Origin of the sequence: Halorubrum wangae, assembly GCF_051194135.1 — an archaeon.
GTDB lineage: Archaea > Halobacteriota > Halobacteria > Halobacteriales > Haloferacaceae > Halorubrum.
The window spans coordinates 96,100-112,864 of the sequence record NZ_JBLZNH010000001.1; the positions used below are offsets into that span (position 1 = coordinate 96,100).

Consider the following 16,765-nt stretch of genomic DNA (forward strand, 5'->3'; position numbering starts at 1 on the left):
CAACACACCACGAGTGACCGATAGCGGCGCGACCGGGAATAGGAACGCCATGGTCATGGTCATGACCCACTCGAAGGCGTCAGAACGGAACCCGCCGGCGAGGACGCGGTCGGAACCGTCGAAAAGCCGCCCCGAGCGTAACCGGTTTGCCCGCGACCCGCCTACGACACGTCAATGAACCGCGAACAGGCGGTCGACCGGCTGGAGACTCTCGTCGACCGCGTCGAGGAGGAGACGATGCCGGTCCCCGTCCGCGAGGTGTGGGCGTTCGGCGACGTTGCGCTCGGGCTCGACCCCGTCGAGCGCCTCGACGTCTACCTCACGAAGGACGTGATCATGGGCGGCGACGCCGACGCGGCCGCCGCCTTCGAGGCCGAGTACGGCGTGAAGGGCGTCGGGACCTCCGTCCGCGCCGAGTGGGCCGAGGCGAACCCGGACCGCGTGCGCACGAGCGACAACGGGTACGCCGCCCCGGAGAAGTGTCTCGCGGCCGAACTGGTCGACGATGACGAGCCGATCCACCTCGAAGTGTGTAACGCGAGCTTCGAGGATAACGTGCGCCAGCGCCTGAAGGGGGCGTTGGCCCGCGAGGCGTACGAGACGGTGCTCGACCCCCGCGGGGTCTGCCTGTGGGTCGACGGTGCCCGCGACGCGGAGGCGTTCGACCGCCTACGGGACGCCTCACTCGCCATGCCGACCCTCCCGGCTGCGCTCGGGATGCTCGGGGCCGACGAGGACGTGGCCCGCGAGGCAGCGGACGTGCTCAGACGGGAGCGTGCGGAACAGGAGGGCCCGTCGGTGCGCGGCGACATGGTGTAATAGCTGTCCGCCGCGCTCTCCGTCCGTCTGTACGTCGCAGCCGCTCGCATCGGTGCGATTCGGGTCCGACGACGACGTTCGAACCTCGTGCCGGAGCGCACGCCCCCGCACTGTCGCGCTTCCTCCGGTGCGTCGTCGTTCAGCGACGACCCCTCACGGCCGTCCGGTAGACTCTGCTGGGTCGCTACTGGCTGGGTTAGTAAAATGCTGGCTGGGGAATGCCTCTCGGTCACCGACGACCGGGACGCGGGCGTCACCTGAATTGACTTACTTCGCGCTGGGCTTCGTCTCTTCGGGCGACGACTGGCTGCTCCCGTGTTCCTTGTACGTGTTTATGCCGATGGCAGCGTTGATCGGACACTTCTGGGTCGTGGCGGTGGTCGTGAGTACCGCCCCGACCACGAACGCCGCACCGGCGAGGACGAGTCCGAGCGTCCCTCCCGCCAGCGTGACGAGTCCGGCGAACGCGGCGACGCCCACGAGTATCAGTATCGGGCCGAGCACGAACCGCGCGGTCCTATCGTATCCACCCACGTTTTTTTGCATAGTTGTTCAGCTCCTTACGGTAGCATATAGGATAGGTGACGTATTAAGCGTATCCGGTCCGGTCGAAATCGGCTGTCGCTGATCGTTCTCGATTGTGTGATTTTGTGTAGCATGCCGGGCGTGAAAGCTGTGCGAGAGTAATTTCGCCCTTCCGGGTGGTCGCTTGGAAGCGGGTATGGTCGAGTCCCACAGTCTCCGGCAGGCACACCTCTGCCGAACGTCTTGGCTGTCTGCGGCACTCCGCTTTCGTCGCTCGCTGAGGTTCAACGGATCCTCCGCGCTCGAACGTCATCCGGTCCGGTTCTGGGTTTTTCGTCGGAAGCCGATCACCGGACCCCTTTTTGCACGGTTCGCCGTGTGGACGGTATGCCAACGCCGACCGACCGCGTTCGTCGCGCGGAGCACTCGAGTATCCGGGTGATGTTCGACCTCGCACAGCGTCACGACGGCGACCTCGTCAGACTGGAGGTCGGCGAGCCCGATTTCGACACGCCAGAACACGTGATCGACGCGGCCGCGAGCGCCGCCCGCGGCGGCGCGACCCACTACACCTCGAACGCGGGGCTGCCCGAGTGCCGGCGCGCGATCAGCGACACGCTCGCGGCCGAGTACAGCGTCGAGCACGACCCCGACGAGGTCGTCGTCACCGTCGGCGGGATGGAGGCCCTCCACCTCGCGGTCCTCGCCACGGTGTCGCCGGGCGAGGAGCTGCTCGTCCCCGGGCCGACGTGGCCGAACTACGAGACGCAGGCGACGCTCGCGGACGGGACCTTCCGCGAGGTCCCGATGCCCGCCGAGACGGGGTTCGCCCTCGACGCGGACCGCGTCGTCGACGCGATGAGCGACGACACCGCGGCGGTCGTACTTACGACGCCGTCGAACCCGACCGGCCGCGTCTTCGACCCCGACGAGTGCCGGGCGGTCGTCGAGGCCGCGGCCGACCACGACGCCTACGTCATCGCCGACGAGGTGTACCTCGGACTCACCTACGACGGTCCCGCCCGAGGAATCGCTGCCTACACCGGTCACCCGGACCACGTGCTGACGGTCGGCTCCTGCTCGAAGCGGTACGCCATGACCGGTTGGCGACTCGGCTGGCTCGCCGGCGACCGCGACGTGATCGACGACGTGGTGACGATCCACGAGTCGACTACCGCTTGCGCGTCGAGCGTGGCCCAGCACGCCGCCATCGCCGCTCTCACCGGCCCGCAAGAGCCCTTCGAGGAGATGTACCGGGCGTTCGAGGAGCGACGCGACCTCGTCGTCGACCGAGTCGCCGATATCGACGGGCTCTCGTGTCCCCGCCCTGAGGGCGCGTTCTACGCCTTTCTCGACCCCGGCATCGACGCCGACGCTCTCGACATCGCGACGTACCTACTGAACGAACACGGCGTCGTGCTCGCGCCCGGCGACGGCTTCGGCGACACGGCGCCCGGGCGGCTCCGGCTCTCGTTCGCCAACTCCGTCGACCGGCTCCACGAGGGGTTCGACCGGATCCAGGCCGGGCTTGCGGAGTACTGAGGCCGGGGTATCGAGATCCTTCGTCGGAGTTGCGTCGGTTAGCACGACCCGCTCTGTCGGGATCCACAGTCTCGTCCGTGCGTATCGAGGGGCTCTCGACCCAGACATTAATTTGTTAGCTGAGTAATCACTCACCAATGGTCAATGTACGTCGGCTCGTGCTGGATCTGTTGAAACCGCACGACCCAGATGTCGTTGCGTTCGCCGAAACGCTGGCCGATTGTGAGGGCGTCGCCGGCGTCAACGTCGTGCTGATGGAGACCGATAAGGAGGTCCAAAACGTGAAGATGACGCTCGAAGGAGACGCCATCCCAGTGGACGTCGTCCACGACGCCGTCGATGATCTCGGCGGAACGGTGCACTCTATCGACGAGGTGATCTGCGGGGAGAGCATCGTCGAGGAAAGCAAAACGCCACAGGACTGAGCACGCCATGAGATCTCGTCTGACACGGCTGCTGGGCGCGCTGGAGCGCGACGACGTTCGCTCCATCTCCCGGCGGTACTTCATCTCGAACGGCTTCGACGGCGCGCTCACCAGCGTGGGCGTCGCCGTCGGCTCGTACCTCTCTGGCATCCCCGACGGCCTGACGGTTTTTAAGATCGGTATCGGCGCCGCGATCGGGCTCGGCACGTCCGGCGTCTGGAGCGTCTGGGAGATCGAACGTGCGGAAAAGCGGGCCGAGCTCAAGCGCATCGAGCGCGCCATGTTGACCGACCTCGACGAGACCCGGATCCAGCGTCAGAAGGCCGGCGCCCGTCAGGTGAACGCGCTGATGAGCGGTATCGGTCCGATCATCGGCGTCGTGTTTCCGATGATACCGTTCCTCTTCGAGGGCTCGGTTTGGGGGATGCGCGACGCCACGATGGTCTCCATCGGCGTCGCCGTCTCCATCCTCTTCGCGTTCGGCGCGTACCTCGCGGACATTTCCGAACAGGGCTGGCTCGTGGCCGGCGCCCGCATGGGTCTGGCGGGTATCGTCGTCGCACTACTGAACATCGTCCTCCCCGGCTGAGTATGCCCTGGCACGACCGACCCATCGACGGAGTGTTCGAGGCCGTCGACAGCGACGCCGACGGCCTCTCGACCGACGAGGCAGCGCGTCGGTTGGCGGCCGCCGGCGTCAACGAGATCGCCAGCGACGAGGGCCGCGGCGCTCTGGAAATCCTCGTCGCCCAGTTCACCAGTGGGTTGGTGCTCGTTCTCGTTGGCGCCGCGGCGGTCTCGGTCGTCGTCGGACACGTCGTCGACGCCGCCCTCATCGCGGTCATCCTGCTCGCCAACGGCGTCTTCGGGTTCGTCCAGGAGTACCGCGCCGAACGGAGCCTCGAGGCGCTTCGGGGACTGTCCGCCCCGAGCGTGACGGTCTACCGCGACGGCACGCACCGAGAGATCGATATCACCGACGTCGTTCCCGGAGACGTACTGGTGCTCACACAGGGGAGCGCCGTCCCGGCGGACGCCCGGCTCATCGAGTCGTCGAGTCTGCAGATCGACGAGGCACCCCTGACCGGCGAGAGCCTTCCCGTCGAGAAATCTCCGGACGCGCTCGGCAGTCAGACGCCGCTGGCCGAGCGCGAGAACATGGTCTACCGAGGGACGACCGTCACTCGTGGCCGGGGTGAGGCGGTCGTCGTCGAGACCGGTATGGCCACGGAGATGGGAGCCATCGCGACCGAACTCGCGACGGCCGAGACGCGCCGGACGCCGCTTCAGCGCGATCTGGATCGCCTCGGTCGGTGGATGGGGGTCGGCGTCCTCGTTCTCTCGGTGTTCGTGGTGCCTTTCTTGGTGTTCGGCGGTACTACCCTGTTATCCGCGGCGTTGACGGCCATCTCGCTGGCCGTCGCCGCTATCCCGGAGGGCCTGCCTGCGGTCATCACGCTGACACTGGCGCTGGGCGTTCAACGGATGGCCGACGAGAACGCGCTCGTCCGCACGCTCCCGGCCGTCGAGTCGCTCGGCTCCGTGGACGTCGTCTGTACCGACAAGACCGGGACGCTCACCGAGGGGAAGATGCACGTCACTCACCTCTGGGTCCACGACGAGGTGATCACCGGGGCGTTCGACCCCGGGGACGAGCGCGTCGGAACGCTGCTCCGAGTCGGGGCGCTGTGTAACGACGCCGACGACGAGCGCGGCGAGCCGACCGAACGGGCGCTGCGTCAGGCCGCCGTCGACGCGGGAATCGACGTCGACGCGCTCCGGACGGACGCGCCCCGCGAGGACGAAATTCCCTTCTCGTCGGAGCGCAAGCGGATGGCGACCGTTCACCCCGACCGCATCCGCGTGAAGGGGGCTCCCGAAGTCGTCTTGGAGCGGTCGACGCGCGTCTTGACCGCGGACGGCGTCGAAGCGTTGGACGACGCGACTCGACGGCGGATTCGAGAGCAGATAAAAACATTCGCCGACGACGCGCTGCGCGTCCTCGCGTTCGCCGACAAGCCGATCGACGAGGGCGGCGACCCCGAGGAGAACTTGGTGTTCGTCGGCCTCCAGGGACTCATCGATCCGGCCCGACCCGAGGTCGCAGACGCGATCGCCGAAACCCGACTCGCGGGCATCGACGTGAAGATGATCACGGGCGACAACCGACGGACTGCGAGGGCGATCGGCCGTGAGGTCGGCATCGACTCCGACGTCCTGACCGGCTCCGAGTTGGACGCGATGGACGACGCGGAACTTCGCGGTCGCGTCGAAGACGTGGACATCTACGCTCGGGCGACGCCCGGTCACAAGGTGCGCATCCTGCGCGCGCTCCAGCACGGCGGCCGGACGGTCGCGATGACGGGCGACGGCGTCAACGACGCTCCCGCGCTCAAGAACGCCGACGTCGGTATCGCGATGGGCGTTCGGGGGACGGACGTCGCCAAGCAGGCCAGCGATATCGTCCTCCTCGACGACAACTACGCGACCATCAAGAACGCTATCCGACGCGGGCGGACCATCCTCGACAACGTGTGGAAGTTCGTCGCCTACCTCCTGTCGGCCAATCTCGCGGAGGTACTGATCGTGTTCGTTGCGTCCCTCTTCGGCTATCTCGTCCTCCCCGCCGTCCAACTGCTCTGGGTCAACCTCTTGACCGACGGCCTCCCCGCACTCGCACTCGGGGCCGACCCCGCCTCCGGCGACGTGATGCGCCGGGAGCCGCGCGACGGCACCCACGGCATCATCGACCGATCGATGACGACGCTCATGGGCGGCGTCGCTCTGACGACCACCGCCGTCCTCCTCGCCGTGATGTTCCTCACGCTCGACGGCGCGCCCGCAGTGACGCCGTACGTCATGACGATGGTGTTCACCGGGTTGGTCGTCTTCGAACTCGCCAAACTGTACGTGGTGCGCTGGTCCCGCGGAACGCCGCTGCTGACGAACCGCTGGCTGGCGGGCGCCGTCCTCGCTTCGTTCGCGCTCCATCTGTCGGTGCTGTACACGCCGCTGAACCGGTACTTCGGAACGGTTCCGCTGGGCTCCGGCGACTGGCGGCTGCTCTTCGCGTCGCTCGCCGTCGCCCTTCCCGGGTTCCTCGGCGTCGCGTGGTACGTCCGCCGCTCGACCCGCAGACGCCGGACCGCACGGGACCGAACAGGTGCCGACCTGCGCGGTCGAGAGGATTCCGACCGGCCGAGGGGAACGACGGACCAGGGGGACGATGTTCGATGAATTCGCCCTGTTCGTCGCCGAGCGGCGCAACGTCCTCGTCTACGGCACTGCGAGGCTCTTGGCGATGATCATCATGCTCCTCACGCTCGATAACGGCCCTGCTCTCGATGGTCATCTCGAACACCGCGACGGTCGCGCGCTTCGTCCGCTCCCTTTTGCCGGCGTCTCTGGCGTCTTCGGCGTCTCCGGCGTCGACGGTCGCGAAGTCGCCGCGTCGGTCGGCTACGCCACCCGACCCACGGTCACGTCGAAGGGGACTCGTTCGACGCGCTCGTACTCTCCGTCGCCGATGGCGTCGACCACCTCGCGGCCCATCTCTCGCCAGCGCCGGCGGAGGTCGTCGTAGGCGTCCACGGAGGTCGCCGCCACCAACTCCTCGCGATGGTCGGCAAGCCCGGCGCCGGAGGCCTTCCGCGCGGCCGATTCGAGCGCCGGCTTTGCGTACGGCGCCGCGGTCCGCTTCTCGTGGACGTACCGCCGCGTCCGAACGTCGGTCACCCCGGCGTCGGCGAACGCCTCCCGCACGCGGTCGCCGAGGGCGACGTCGGTACCGACGCCCGTCAGGTACGCCTCGCGGGCCTCCCGTTCCAGCCGCTCTTCGGCGGGAACGGTGGAGCGCACCGTCACGTCGGCGTTGTTCGGTTCGATGGCGGCCACGAGGTCAGAGGAGACGCGCGCGAACTCTCGGACCGCGGCGGTCGGGTCGGGGAGATTTATCAGGAGGGCCTGACAGACGACGAGGTCGACGGCGTCGTCCGGGAGCGGGAGTCGCGTCGCGTCGCCCGCGACGTATGGGAGCCCGGTCTCATCGCACGCGACCGCCAATAGGTCGGGGTCGGCGTCGACGCCGATCACGGTCGCGTCCGGGGCCGCCTCCGCGTCGAGGACGCGGGTGAGCTCCCCGGTGCCGCAGCCGACGTCGAGGACGCGCCGGCGGCTCGACAGCGCGAGGTCCGCGAGGGCAGCCCGGTCGTCGGCCCACATCCCCTGCCGGGTGTGTTCGAGGTACTCCGCGGAGAAGCGTCGCACGGTCCCGCGTTCGGCGCGGGACGAATTAAACGTAGGGAACTCGTTCACCGGGGCCGAGACCGCCGCCGAGGCGAGGCGCGTCCGTCCAGCCCGGAAACGGCTTCAGCTCGGGTCGTTCTCGTCCATACCGCCGCTCCCGTCCCCGGCGAGGTCGACGAGGAGCGCGGCGGTGACGCCGGCGCAATACCCGACGAACGCGCCGCTCAGTCCGATCGCCGCGAACGCGACCGTCGCTCCCCCGAACGGGGCGTCGCCGCCCACGCCCGGCACGCCCAAGACGGTCCCGACGACGACGAGCGCGGTGAGGACGACCGCGGGCACCACGCCCACTGCGAGACACGCCGGGCCGCCACAGCGGGCGTACCCGCCCACGGCAGCGATCGGGGCCGGTGCGTAAAACACCAGGAGCGGCACGATCCGGTCGGTCAGCGCTGCCGCCGAGGCGATCTCCGCGCGTTCAGCGACGATCGCGACCGCGAGCGAGAGCGCCACGAGCGCGGTGAATCCGCCGACCATCGTGAGGGCCAACCGGCGACGACGACCGATGAGGAGCGCCTCCGTGGTAGTCATAGCCGTGGATCATGACGCAGAGTATATAAATGCGCGTCGGACGTTTTTAAGTAATCGAGGAAACGACGCTCTTTCGCGCCCCGAAACGGCTCAGTCGACCCGAAGCTCACGGACGCGTTCGATGTTCCACGCGAAGCTCTTCCCGTCCTCCGTCGGCGTCTCCAGCGCCAGCGGCACGTCCGCCAATTCCGGGTGGTTGATGATCCGTTCCATCCCCGCCTCACCGATATGCCCCTCGCCGATGTGGGCGTGCTCGTCCTTGTTCGTGCCGCAGGCGTGCTTCGAGTCGTTGAGGTGGATGTACTTGAGGTGCTCCAAGCCGACCACGTCGTCGAACTCCGCGACCGTCTGATCGACTGCTTCGGGCGTCGAGAGGTCGTACCCGGCCGCGAACGCGTGGGCCGTGTCGACGCAGACGTCGATATCGGTCTCGGTGCGGTCGATAATCCCGGCGAGGTGTTCGAAATCGCCGCCGAGTTTCGTCCCCGCCCCCGCGTCGCTCTCGATAAGTATCGTCACGCCGTCCGGCACGTCGATGTCGTCGATCACCGAGGCGGCGTTGTCGAGCCCCCCGTCGACGCCCGCGCCCGTGTGCGCGCCGAGGTGGACGTTGACGTACGGGATGTCGAGCGCTTCGGCCGCGTCGACCTCCTTCTGCATCGAACCGAGCGTCTTCTCGCGGAGCCCGTCTTTCGGCGTACAGAGGTTGACGAGGTAGGAGGTGTGGATCACCCACGGCCCCTCCAGATCGCGTTTGGTCCCCTCGCGGAACTGTTCGGCCTCCTCGTCGCCGATGTCCGGGTCCTGCCACACCTGCGGGGAGTGCGTGAATATCTGTCCGCAGTTGCCGCCGAACAGCTTCTGTCTGAACACCGCGTTCGCGATGTTTCCGTACGGCGGGGTTTCGGGATCGTTGGACGCTCTCGACCCGGAGATCGAGACGTGGGCGCCGACCTTGAGACTCATACTACCATCACCACGCGACCGACTGAAAAATCACCTTCGGAAACCGCGCGGCTTTTTTGATCGCCGGGCGTGTTTGCGGATCATGACCTCGCGATGGCCGAGGCCTTCGACGTCGTGTATCGAGTGCTCGGCTCGCGAAGCGGTCGCGACGGTCGTGTTTCCTGATCGATTCGGACCGGACCGTCTGGTACCGCTGGCTCAGCCAGCAGTGGTCCGATCCGACTCGTGACATGCCACCCGTGGGCGAGATATACGAGGCGGTCCGAGAGCGGATCGACGTGGACGAGCCGGAGGGGTTCGGGTTCGGGTCCTGAGTGCACCGGCCGTCCCGTCCGAGTTCGGTCCGGCTACGAACTGACACCGGGTCGCGTTCGAACCCACCCGTCGTCCCGGTACTTCTTTTCGACCAGTTCCTCGGCCCGAGCCAGTTCCGCGCTCGACCACGATCCATCGCGGTCGAGGGTGACCGAGTCGCGCTCCCGCTCGGTGGTGTCTCCGTCCCCCGCGCCGATCACCCACGCGACGAGCGCCGCCTCGACGGCCGCTACTGCCTCGGTCCGGTCGAAGCTCCCCAGTTCGTCCATCCCGACGACGCGCTCACGGAGGCCGGCCGTCGAGACCGGCGGGTCGGCGAAGACTCCGAGGTGGCGCGCCGCGTTCACGGAGAACGTCAGCGACCCGTGTTGGATCACGGCGTCGCGCTTTCGGTACTGCGCGTTGCCGGCGATCTTTCGAGCGTCCGTTCCCTCGCCGTCACCCCCCGCCGACTCGGTCGCCACCACGTCGTGTGCCGGGTGAAGCTCTCGCAGGTAGCAGGCGGGGTGGTACAGCTCCGGCACCGACTCCGCGACGTAGTCCGCCTCGATCCCGAGGCGGTCGAACGCGTCGAGGATCGGTTCACAGAGCAGGTGGTAACAGTCGAGGAGCTCTCCGGGTACCTGCGCTGCCGGCACCGCGATCGAGTAGGCGATGTCGCCGTGCGAGTCGTGGTATATCCCGCCACCGCCGGTCTGTCTGCGCGTCACGTCGATCCCCTCGCGCTCGCAGAACGCCCAGTCGACCGTCTCCGGGTCCTGTCGGTAGCCAAGGGTGAGACAACTCGGGTCCCAGCGATACGTCCGGACCGTCGCCGGGCCGCCCGCCGCCGCCGTCTCCGCCGCGACCTCGTCGAGCGCCATCTGCATCGGTCCCGAGCGCGCCTCTTCTCGGATAAGTCGCCAGTCGCCCGTTGGCGCGGTCATGTCACCCCGTCCGCCGGCCGTCCGCAAAGCGGTTGCGCTCGGGCGGCGCAAGCGCCGGAGATAGATTTGCTATCGCAGAATACGATTTATACGGCGTCCTCGTCGAACGCGCTCCCCTTTTAGGAATCGCCGGAGTAGAGGGCGTATGGTCCGAAACGTCGCCGGCGAAATGGCGGAGCTCGAGCCCGAGGACTTCTATCTCCTCTCGGGCGTCGAGCAGGGGATGCGGTTCTCGGAGTGGGTTCGCCGAGACAAGCTCCCGGATTACGCCAACCTGACACGCGAGGAGGTCGACTACCGGATCGACCGGTGTCTCGACCGCGAGCTGATCCAGCGGAAGACGATCCAGTACGAGGGGTATCAACTCACCTTCGAGGGGTACGACGCGTTGGCGCTCCGCACCTTTTCGGAGCGCGAGACCATCGATGGCGTGGGCTCACCCCTGGGATTCGGCAAGGAAGGAGACGTGTACGAGGCCCAGTCGTTCAAGCCGCTCGCCCTGAAGTACCACCGCGAGGGGTACACCAACTTCCGCGAGGTGAACCGCGAGCGAGAGTACACCGCCGATCGCGACCACGTCTCCTGGATGTACACCGCGCGCAAGGCGGCCGAACGCGAGTACGAGGCGATGGAGACGATGTATCCCGACGTGAGCGTACCCCGGCCCGTCGATCACAACCGACACGCCATCGTGATGGACAAGTTCGATGGTGCAGAACTCGCGCGCACGAGACTCGACCCCGAGCAGGCCGTCGGCGTTCTCGATTTGATCCTCCGCGAGCTCGTGACTGCCTACGACCTCGGCTGGGTCCACGCCGACATGTCCGAGCACAACGTCGCGGTCGCTGAGAGCGGGGTCACGATCTTCGACTGGCCGCAGGCCGTTCCCGTCGACCACGAGAACGCCCGCGAGTTCCTCGAACGCGACGTCGCGAACCTCTTGCGGTACTTCAGCCGGAAGTACCCCCACGAGGTTCCGCGAGACGCCGATATCGAGGGTATCGGTGCTGCTATCGCCGACGGATCGTTCGAGTCGATTCGGGCATTCGCGGCCGAATAAACTGCATACGACGATACGGAATTCGACCTGCGCACTCGCACACGAGATCGGACGCGGGAGCGGTCGAAAAAACGAGAGAGAGCCGAGCGGTCAGCAGTCGACGATGAACCCGCCGGCGGCGTCGAGGGTCTCCTCCATGCTCGCGGCCTCGTCGAAGGCGGCCGGGAACGGCGAGTCGCCGTTGAGCAGGTTCAGGTACGACGCGTGGCGGGCCTCGACCGTGGCTATCGTCGCCCCGGCCGTCAGGAGGTCGGCGCTTTCGATGAGGCCGATGGCGCCGTCGTAGGCCGACACGCCGGTGTTCTCGAGCACGGCGGCGACCGCGAGCAAGTCGTCGGCGTCGTCGAGCCCGAACTCGTAGCCCGCCTCTTCGACGGGCGTCCCTCCGAGGGACTCGATGACGGACGTCAGCGTGTCGACGTGGGTCTCCTCGTGGTCGCGGATCACTTCGAGGTTCGACCGCACGTCGCCCTTGACGCGGTTTGCGAATCCGTTCAGCGTGTTCGCCTTCCTGAAGTCCGAGGCGTCGAACCGTTCGAGGCCGTCCCGGTAGAAGGCGTACTCCAGATGCTCGAGCGTCAGCGCGAAGTTCAACACGTCCACGTCGCTCTGGTCCTCGGCCGTCTCGTGGGCGAGCACCGCGTTGGAACTCCCGGCTGCCAGCGCGAGTGCCCCGGCGCCGGCGGCCGCCGACCGTCGCAGGAACGAGCGCCGCGACGCGAGGTCGGCGTCCCGGAGGCTCGACACGATTCCGTCGGCTGTGGAGTTTGAGTCCATACGCGACGATGGGGCGGGAGACGGTTGTAATATCGAGAAATTGAAGCTAAGCTGTGTGTTGAGTATCCGAGTGACACCGACGGACGATCCGTGGTCGATCGAGTTCGCTCACCGGGCCGCCCGCTCACGCCGTCTGCGACGGTCCGACTTCGAACCCGTCGCCGTGGCGATCGTTTAGGCGGGCCTAAAATTCGAAACCGCTTTAATCCTTTAGGGTGGCCTAAACAATATGGAACCGGACGCGGACCGAGCCGCTTCGACGCGACGCGACGCGATCAGGTACTGCGGCGCCGTCGCCGGCGCGGGATTGCTCGCCGGGTGCGCCGGGACCGGCTCGGCGCCGGACGGGTCCGCTGGCGACGACGGCTCGGCGGGCGACGGCTCGGGGAGCGAGGACGCGGGCACGAGCTCGTACGCGGCCGAGATGGCGCCGGCCGACGAGGTCGAGTTCGACGCGGTCCCGGAGGATGTCATGGTGTACAGCCTGCTGTACGCCGACCTGGCCGTCGCGCTCGGCCACGGCGACGCAGTGAACTCGCTCGGGTTCGACGCGGACGCGGGCGGGAACACGCTCGACGCCTACTACGCCGCCCTCGACGGCGTCGACTTCGATCGGGAGGGGCTCTCGCAGCTCAACACGGGCTCGGGCGGGATCTCCGTGGACCGCGAACTCCTCTACGAGCTCGACTCCGACCTCCACCTCGCGGACCCGTGCCTGTTCATGTCCTTCGACGGGTGGAGCGCGGACGACGTGGCCGAGGTCCGCGACAACGTCGCGCCGTGGTTCGGGAACGCCTACAGCCGCCGCCACTCCCGGCCCCCCGAGCCGTGCCGCGACGACTACGCGTACTACACCCTGCCCGAGATCGGCGAGCGCGTCGCCGGCGCGTTCCGCGAGGAGGAGCGCTTCGCCGCGCTCGACTCGGTCCGCGAGGACCTGATCGAGGCGATCCGGAGCGACCTCCCGCCCGCCGAGGAGCGCCCGACGGTCGCCGCGCTCATCTATATGGACGGGACGTACTACCCCTCTCGGACCGACGAACCGGGGTTCGCGAACGCGCACGTGCGTCCGTTCGATGTCCCCGACGCCTTCGCCGCGGACGACGTCACCTACGAGACGGCCTACGACCACGAGCGGCTGCTGGAGGTCGACCCCGACATCATCTTACACCAGTACGGCATCGCCTCCTACTACGACGTCGGCGCGATCCGCGAGGAGCTCGCGGACCACCCGGTCGCGGGGGAGCTCTCGGCGGTCGAGAACGACCGCTTCTACCCCTCCGGTACCCCGGTGCAGGGGCCGATCATGAACCTGTTCCAGCTGGAGATGACCGCCAAACAGCTGTTCCCGGAGCGGTTCGGCGAGTGGCCGGGCTACGAGCACGGCGACGACTACCCCGACATCCCGGAGGGCGAACGGCTGTTCGACCGCGGGGAAGTCGCCGACATCACCGCCGGAGGGACCGAATGAGCCCCTCCGTCGATCACGACGTCGTCGTGGTCGGCGGTGGCCCCGCGGGCTGCTCGGCGGCGGTGTTCGCCGCGCGCGAGGGGCTCGACGTCGCCGTCTTCGACCGCGGCCGGTCGTCGCTCGCGCGCTGCGCGCACCTGGAGAACTACCCCGGGTTCCCGGCCGGCATCGACGTCGAGACGTTCGCCGACCTGCTGCGCGCTCACGCGGAGCGCGCGGGCTGTTCGGTCGTCGCGGACCTCGTCGAGTCCGTCGAACGGGCGGACGTCGAGGCGGGCGGCGTCGACGGAACCGCCGCCGGGTTCCGCGTCACCCCGCAGGAGGGCGAGCCGGTCACCGCCCGCCGCGTGGTCGCGGCGACGCGGTACGACGGCGAGTACCTCCGCGGGCTCGACGACGACGAGGCGATGTTCGCGGTTCACGAACACGGCGACGAGAGTCACGAGCACTTCGACCGGGAGTACGCTGACCGCGACGGGACGACGCCGGTCGAGGGACTCTACGTCGCGTCCCCCTCCGACGCCGACCGGCAGGCGATCACGGCGGCCGGTCGCGGCGCCCGCGTCGGGAAGCGGGTCGTCGCCGACGCGCGGATCGACGACGGCTGGTGGCCCGCCGCCGCCGAGGGCGTCGACTGGCTGCGTCGCGAGGCCGAGCTCGACGACGAGTGGACCGACCGCGACCGGTGGGTCGAGTGGTTCGACGCGGAGCACGCCGACGGCCCGGTCGACCCGGACTCCGAGCGGTTCGCGCGCGTCCGCGAGGCCGCGATCGACGCGTCGCTGGCGTCGTACGTCGACGCTGACGAGGCCGAGTCGCGGGCGGCCGCCGGAGAGCGCGCCCTCGCCGAACGCCTCGACCCGGACGCGGTCGTCGACGCCCACGGCGCCGACGCGCTGCTCGACGCGATGGACGACGAGGCGATCGCGGCGTACGCGGGCGAGGGCTCCGCGGACGCCGAGGGGGCCGCTGACGCCGGAACCGCCGGAGGGACGCGATGAGCCGCGAGCGCCCCTCCGTCGGCGGCGAGACCGCGACCCGGCGCTCGGCCGAGGCGAGCCGGTTCGGCTGGCTGCTCGACCCGAAGCTCGTCACGGTCGCGCTGGGGAGCCTCGCGGTGATCGTCGCCGCTGGGTTCGTGCAGGTGAGCTTCGGCACCTACTCGATGACGGTCGGCGAGGCCTGGCGCGCCGTCATCGATCCCGCCGTCCTGCTCGACCCGCGGTGGCTGCTCAACTTCCTCGTCGGCGAGGAGCTGATGCGAGCGATCACGGGATTTCAGGGGGAGCTCCCCGAGCTGTCACACGAGACGCTGATCGTCTGGAACATCCGCCTGCCGCGGGTGCTCGTCGCGGTCATCGTCGGGATGAACCTCGGCGTCTCGGGCGCCATCTTCCAGGCGGTCACCAGGAACGAGCTCGCGAGCCCGTTCATCCTCGGCGTCTCCTCGGGCGCCGGGCTGATGATCCTGCTGACGCTGGTCGTGTTCGGGGGGCTCTCGGCGTTCCTCCCGCTGATCGCGGCGCTGGGCGGCGCGGTCGCGTTCCTGGTCGTGTACGCCATCGCGTGGAAGAACGGGACGAGCCCCGTCCGGCTCGTGCTCGCGGGCGTGATCGTCGGGACCGTCTTCGGAAGCCTCCAGACGGCCCTGTTCTTCTTCGCGGACGACATCGGCGTCGTCCAGTCGGCGATCCAGTGGACCACGGGGTCGCTGACCGGGACGGACTGGGCGCAGGTGCGGCTGGCGCTGCCGTGGACGGTCGTCGCGGTGCTGCTGTCGATCGCCGGGTCACGCCAGCTGAACCTCCTGCTTCTGGGCGAACAGACCGCGAAGTCGCTCGGGATGTCGATCGAGAAGGTGCGGTTCGCGCTGTCGGGCGTGGCGGTGCTCGCCGCGGCCGCGAGCATCGCGGTGGCCGGCATCGTCAGCTTCGTGGGGCTGATCGTCCCCCACATGGTGCGGAACCTCGTCGGGAGCGACTACAAGAAGCTGATCATCGGGTGTCTGTTCGTCGGCCCCGCGCTGATGGTCGCCGCCGACGTCGGCGCCCGCCTCGGGATGAGCGTGATCACCGACGCGGACGCGCAGATTCCCGTGGGGATCGTCACCGGGCTCGTCGGCGGGCCGTACTTCCTGTACCTGATGCGGCGACGGCAGAACATGGGTGAGCTCTGAATGTCCATCGAACACGCGAGCGCGACAGAGACGGACGAACCGAACGACACGGACGAACTGCCCGGAGCGACCGGCGGGGACGAGGCGCGCGCGGCGGTCGACGCGGCCGGCGCGAGCGATCTCGACGCCGAGGATCTCGTGTTGAGCTACCCGACCGCTCCGGAACCGATCATCGACGGCGCGTCGATCGCGGCCGATCCGGGCGCGGTCACCGCCCTCGTCGGCCCGAACGGGTCGGGCAAGAGCACCCTGCTGAAGGGGCTGGCGAACCAGATCGCGCCCGAGGACGGCTCGGTGCTGCTGGACGGGCGCGACGTGCACTCGATGGATACGAAGGCGCTCGCCCGGAAGCTCGGGCTGCTGTCACAGGAGAGCACGTCGCCGGACGGCATCACCGTCGAGGAGCTCGTCCACCACGGCCGCTACCCGCACCGGGGGTTCTTCGAGCGGACGACCGACGAGGACGTTCGCGCGGTCGACCGCGCGGTCGAGCTGGCGGGGTGCGGCCACCTGCGCGACCGCGAGGTTGGAAGCCTCAGCGGCGGCCAGAAGCAGCTGGCGTGGATCGCATTGGTCTTAGCGCAGGACACCGACGTGCTCCTCCTCGATGAGCCGACGACGTTCCTCGACTTACACCACCAGATGGAAGTGATGGAGATCATCGAGACGCTGCGCGACGAGAGCGAGGTCACCGTCGTCGTCGTGCTCCACGACATCGAGCAGGCCGCGCGGCTCGCCGACCGAATGGTCGCGCTCAAGGAGGGCGAGATCCGGGCCCGCGGGGCCCCGGAAGACGTCGTCACCGAGGAGCTGCTCGCCGACGTGTTTCGCGTCGACGCGGAGGTCGTCGAGACTGAAAAAGGGCCCCGCGTCACGCCGCTGCGCGCGCGGCACGAGGGAGCGGAGTAGCTCGGTTCGCCCGTCCTT

The 16,765-nt window shown here is 68.4% G+C and carries 16 protein-coding genes; 10 read left to right on the top strand and 6 right to left on the bottom strand.

What is annotated here, in order from left to right; genetic code table 11:
* The first annotated feature begins 174 nt into the window (after positions 1-174).
* Complete coding sequence (locus ACNS84_RS00500) at positions 175-819, top strand: DUF7095 family protein (RefSeq protein WP_435072893.1); 645 nt, start codon at positions 175-177, stop codon at positions 817-819.
* Between the two features lie 267 nt (positions 820-1,086).
* On the opposite strand, the gene ACNS84_RS00505 is transcribed toward ACNS84_RS00500, so the two are convergent.
* A complete protein-coding gene (locus tag ACNS84_RS00505) occupies positions 1,087-1,365 on the bottom strand; it encodes a YgaP family membrane protein (RefSeq protein WP_435072894.1) in 279 nt (92 codons plus the stop codon).
* A 366-nt stretch (positions 1,366-1,731) separates the two neighbouring features.
* Here ACNS84_RS00505 and ACNS84_RS00510 point away from each other — a divergent pair, with 366 nt between their 5' ends.
* From ACNS84_RS00510 to ACNS84_RS00525, 4 genes are all read left to right on the top strand, one after another.
* Positions 1,732-2,886 (top strand): pyridoxal phosphate-dependent aminotransferase, encoded by a 1,155-nt coding sequence (locus ACNS84_RS00510; protein WP_435072895.1) that lies wholly within the window; start codon positions 1,732-1,734, stop codon positions 2,884-2,886.
* A 137-nt stretch (positions 2,887-3,023) separates the two neighbouring features.
* A complete protein-coding gene (locus ACNS84_RS00515; protein WP_435072896.1) occupies positions 3,024-3,311 on the top strand; it encodes a DUF211 domain-containing protein in 288 nt (95 codons plus the stop codon).
* A gap of 7 nt (positions 3,312-3,318) precedes the next feature.
* A complete protein-coding gene (locus ACNS84_RS00520) occupies positions 3,319-3,900 on the top strand; it encodes a VIT1/CCC1 transporter family protein (RefSeq protein ID WP_435072897.1) in 582 nt (193 codons plus the stop codon).
* A 2-nt stretch (positions 3,901-3,902) separates the two neighbouring features.
* The gene (locus ACNS84_RS00525; protein WP_435072898.1) at positions 3,903-6,548 is read left to right on the top strand and encodes a cation-translocating P-type ATPase; all 2,646 of its coding nucleotides are present in this window, start codon (positions 3,903-3,905) and stop codon (positions 6,546-6,548) included.
* Positions 6,549-6,770: 222 nt separating this feature from the next.
* On the opposite strand, the gene ACNS84_RS00530 is transcribed toward ACNS84_RS00525, so the two are convergent.
* The 4 genes from ACNS84_RS00530 to ACNS84_RS00545 all read right to left on the bottom strand — a co-directional run bounded on the left by ACNS84_RS00530 (position 6,771) and on the right by ACNS84_RS00545 (position 10,354).
* The gene (locus ACNS84_RS00530; RefSeq protein WP_435072899.1) at positions 6,771-7,577 is read right to left on the bottom strand and encodes a class I SAM-dependent methyltransferase; all 807 of its coding nucleotides are present in this window, start codon (positions 7,575-7,577) and stop codon (positions 6,771-6,773) included.
* Positions 7,578-7,679: 102 nt separating this feature from the next.
* On the bottom strand, positions 7,680-8,147 hold the full coding sequence (locus ACNS84_RS00535) for a hypothetical protein (RefSeq protein WP_435072900.1): 468 nt from the start codon (positions 8,145-8,147) through the stop codon (positions 7,680-7,682).
* A 90-nt stretch (positions 8,148-8,237) separates the two neighbouring features.
* Positions 8,238-9,113 (bottom strand): deoxyribonuclease IV, encoded by an 876-nt coding sequence (locus ACNS84_RS00540; RefSeq protein ID WP_435072901.1) that lies wholly within the window; start codon positions 9,111-9,113, stop codon positions 8,238-8,240.
* A gap of 347 nt (positions 9,114-9,460) precedes the next feature.
* The gene (locus ACNS84_RS00545; RefSeq protein WP_435072902.1) at positions 9,461-10,354 is read right to left on the bottom strand and encodes a lipoate--protein ligase family protein; all 894 of its coding nucleotides are present in this window, start codon (positions 10,352-10,354) and stop codon (positions 9,461-9,463) included.
* Between the two features lie 145 nt (positions 10,355-10,499).
* Here ACNS84_RS00545 and ACNS84_RS00550 point away from each other — a divergent pair, with 145 nt between their 5' ends.
* Positions 10,500-11,414, top strand: coding sequence for a serine/threonine-protein kinase RIO2 (locus tag ACNS84_RS00550; protein ID WP_435072903.1), 915 nt, complete (start codon positions 10,500-10,502; stop codon positions 11,412-11,414).
* Positions 11,415-11,504: 90 nt separating this feature from the next.
* Here the strand turns inward: ACNS84_RS00550 and ACNS84_RS00555 are convergent, their stop codons facing one another.
* Positions 11,505-12,191 (bottom strand): ferritin-like domain-containing protein, encoded by a 687-nt coding sequence (locus ACNS84_RS00555; RefSeq protein ID WP_435072904.1) that lies wholly within the window; start codon positions 12,189-12,191, stop codon positions 11,505-11,507.
* A gap of 229 nt (positions 12,192-12,420) precedes the next feature.
* Between ACNS84_RS00555 and ACNS84_RS00560 the strand changes: the two genes are divergently transcribed.
* The 4 genes from ACNS84_RS00560 to ACNS84_RS00575 are packed head-to-tail and all read left to right on the top strand — an operon-like array spanning position 12,421 to position 16,747.
* Positions 12,421-13,662 (top strand): ABC transporter substrate-binding protein, encoded by a 1,242-nt coding sequence (locus ACNS84_RS00560; protein WP_435072905.1) that lies wholly within the window; start codon positions 12,421-12,423, stop codon positions 13,660-13,662.
* A complete protein-coding gene (locus ACNS84_RS00565; RefSeq protein WP_435072906.1) occupies positions 13,659-14,663 on the top strand; it encodes an FAD-dependent oxidoreductase in 1,005 nt (334 codons plus the stop codon). The genes ACNS84_RS00560 and ACNS84_RS00565 overlap by 4 nt, the downstream gene beginning before the upstream one ends.
* Positions 14,660-15,838 (top strand): FecCD family ABC transporter permease, encoded by a 1,179-nt coding sequence (locus ACNS84_RS00570; protein WP_435072907.1) that lies wholly within the window; start codon positions 14,660-14,662, stop codon positions 15,836-15,838. The genes ACNS84_RS00565 and ACNS84_RS00570 overlap by 4 nt, the downstream gene beginning before the upstream one ends.
* Complete coding sequence (locus ACNS84_RS00575) at positions 15,839-16,747, top strand: ABC transporter ATP-binding protein (RefSeq protein WP_435072908.1); 909 nt, start codon at positions 15,839-15,841, stop codon at positions 16,745-16,747.
* Positions 16,748-16,765 lie beyond the last annotated feature (18 nt).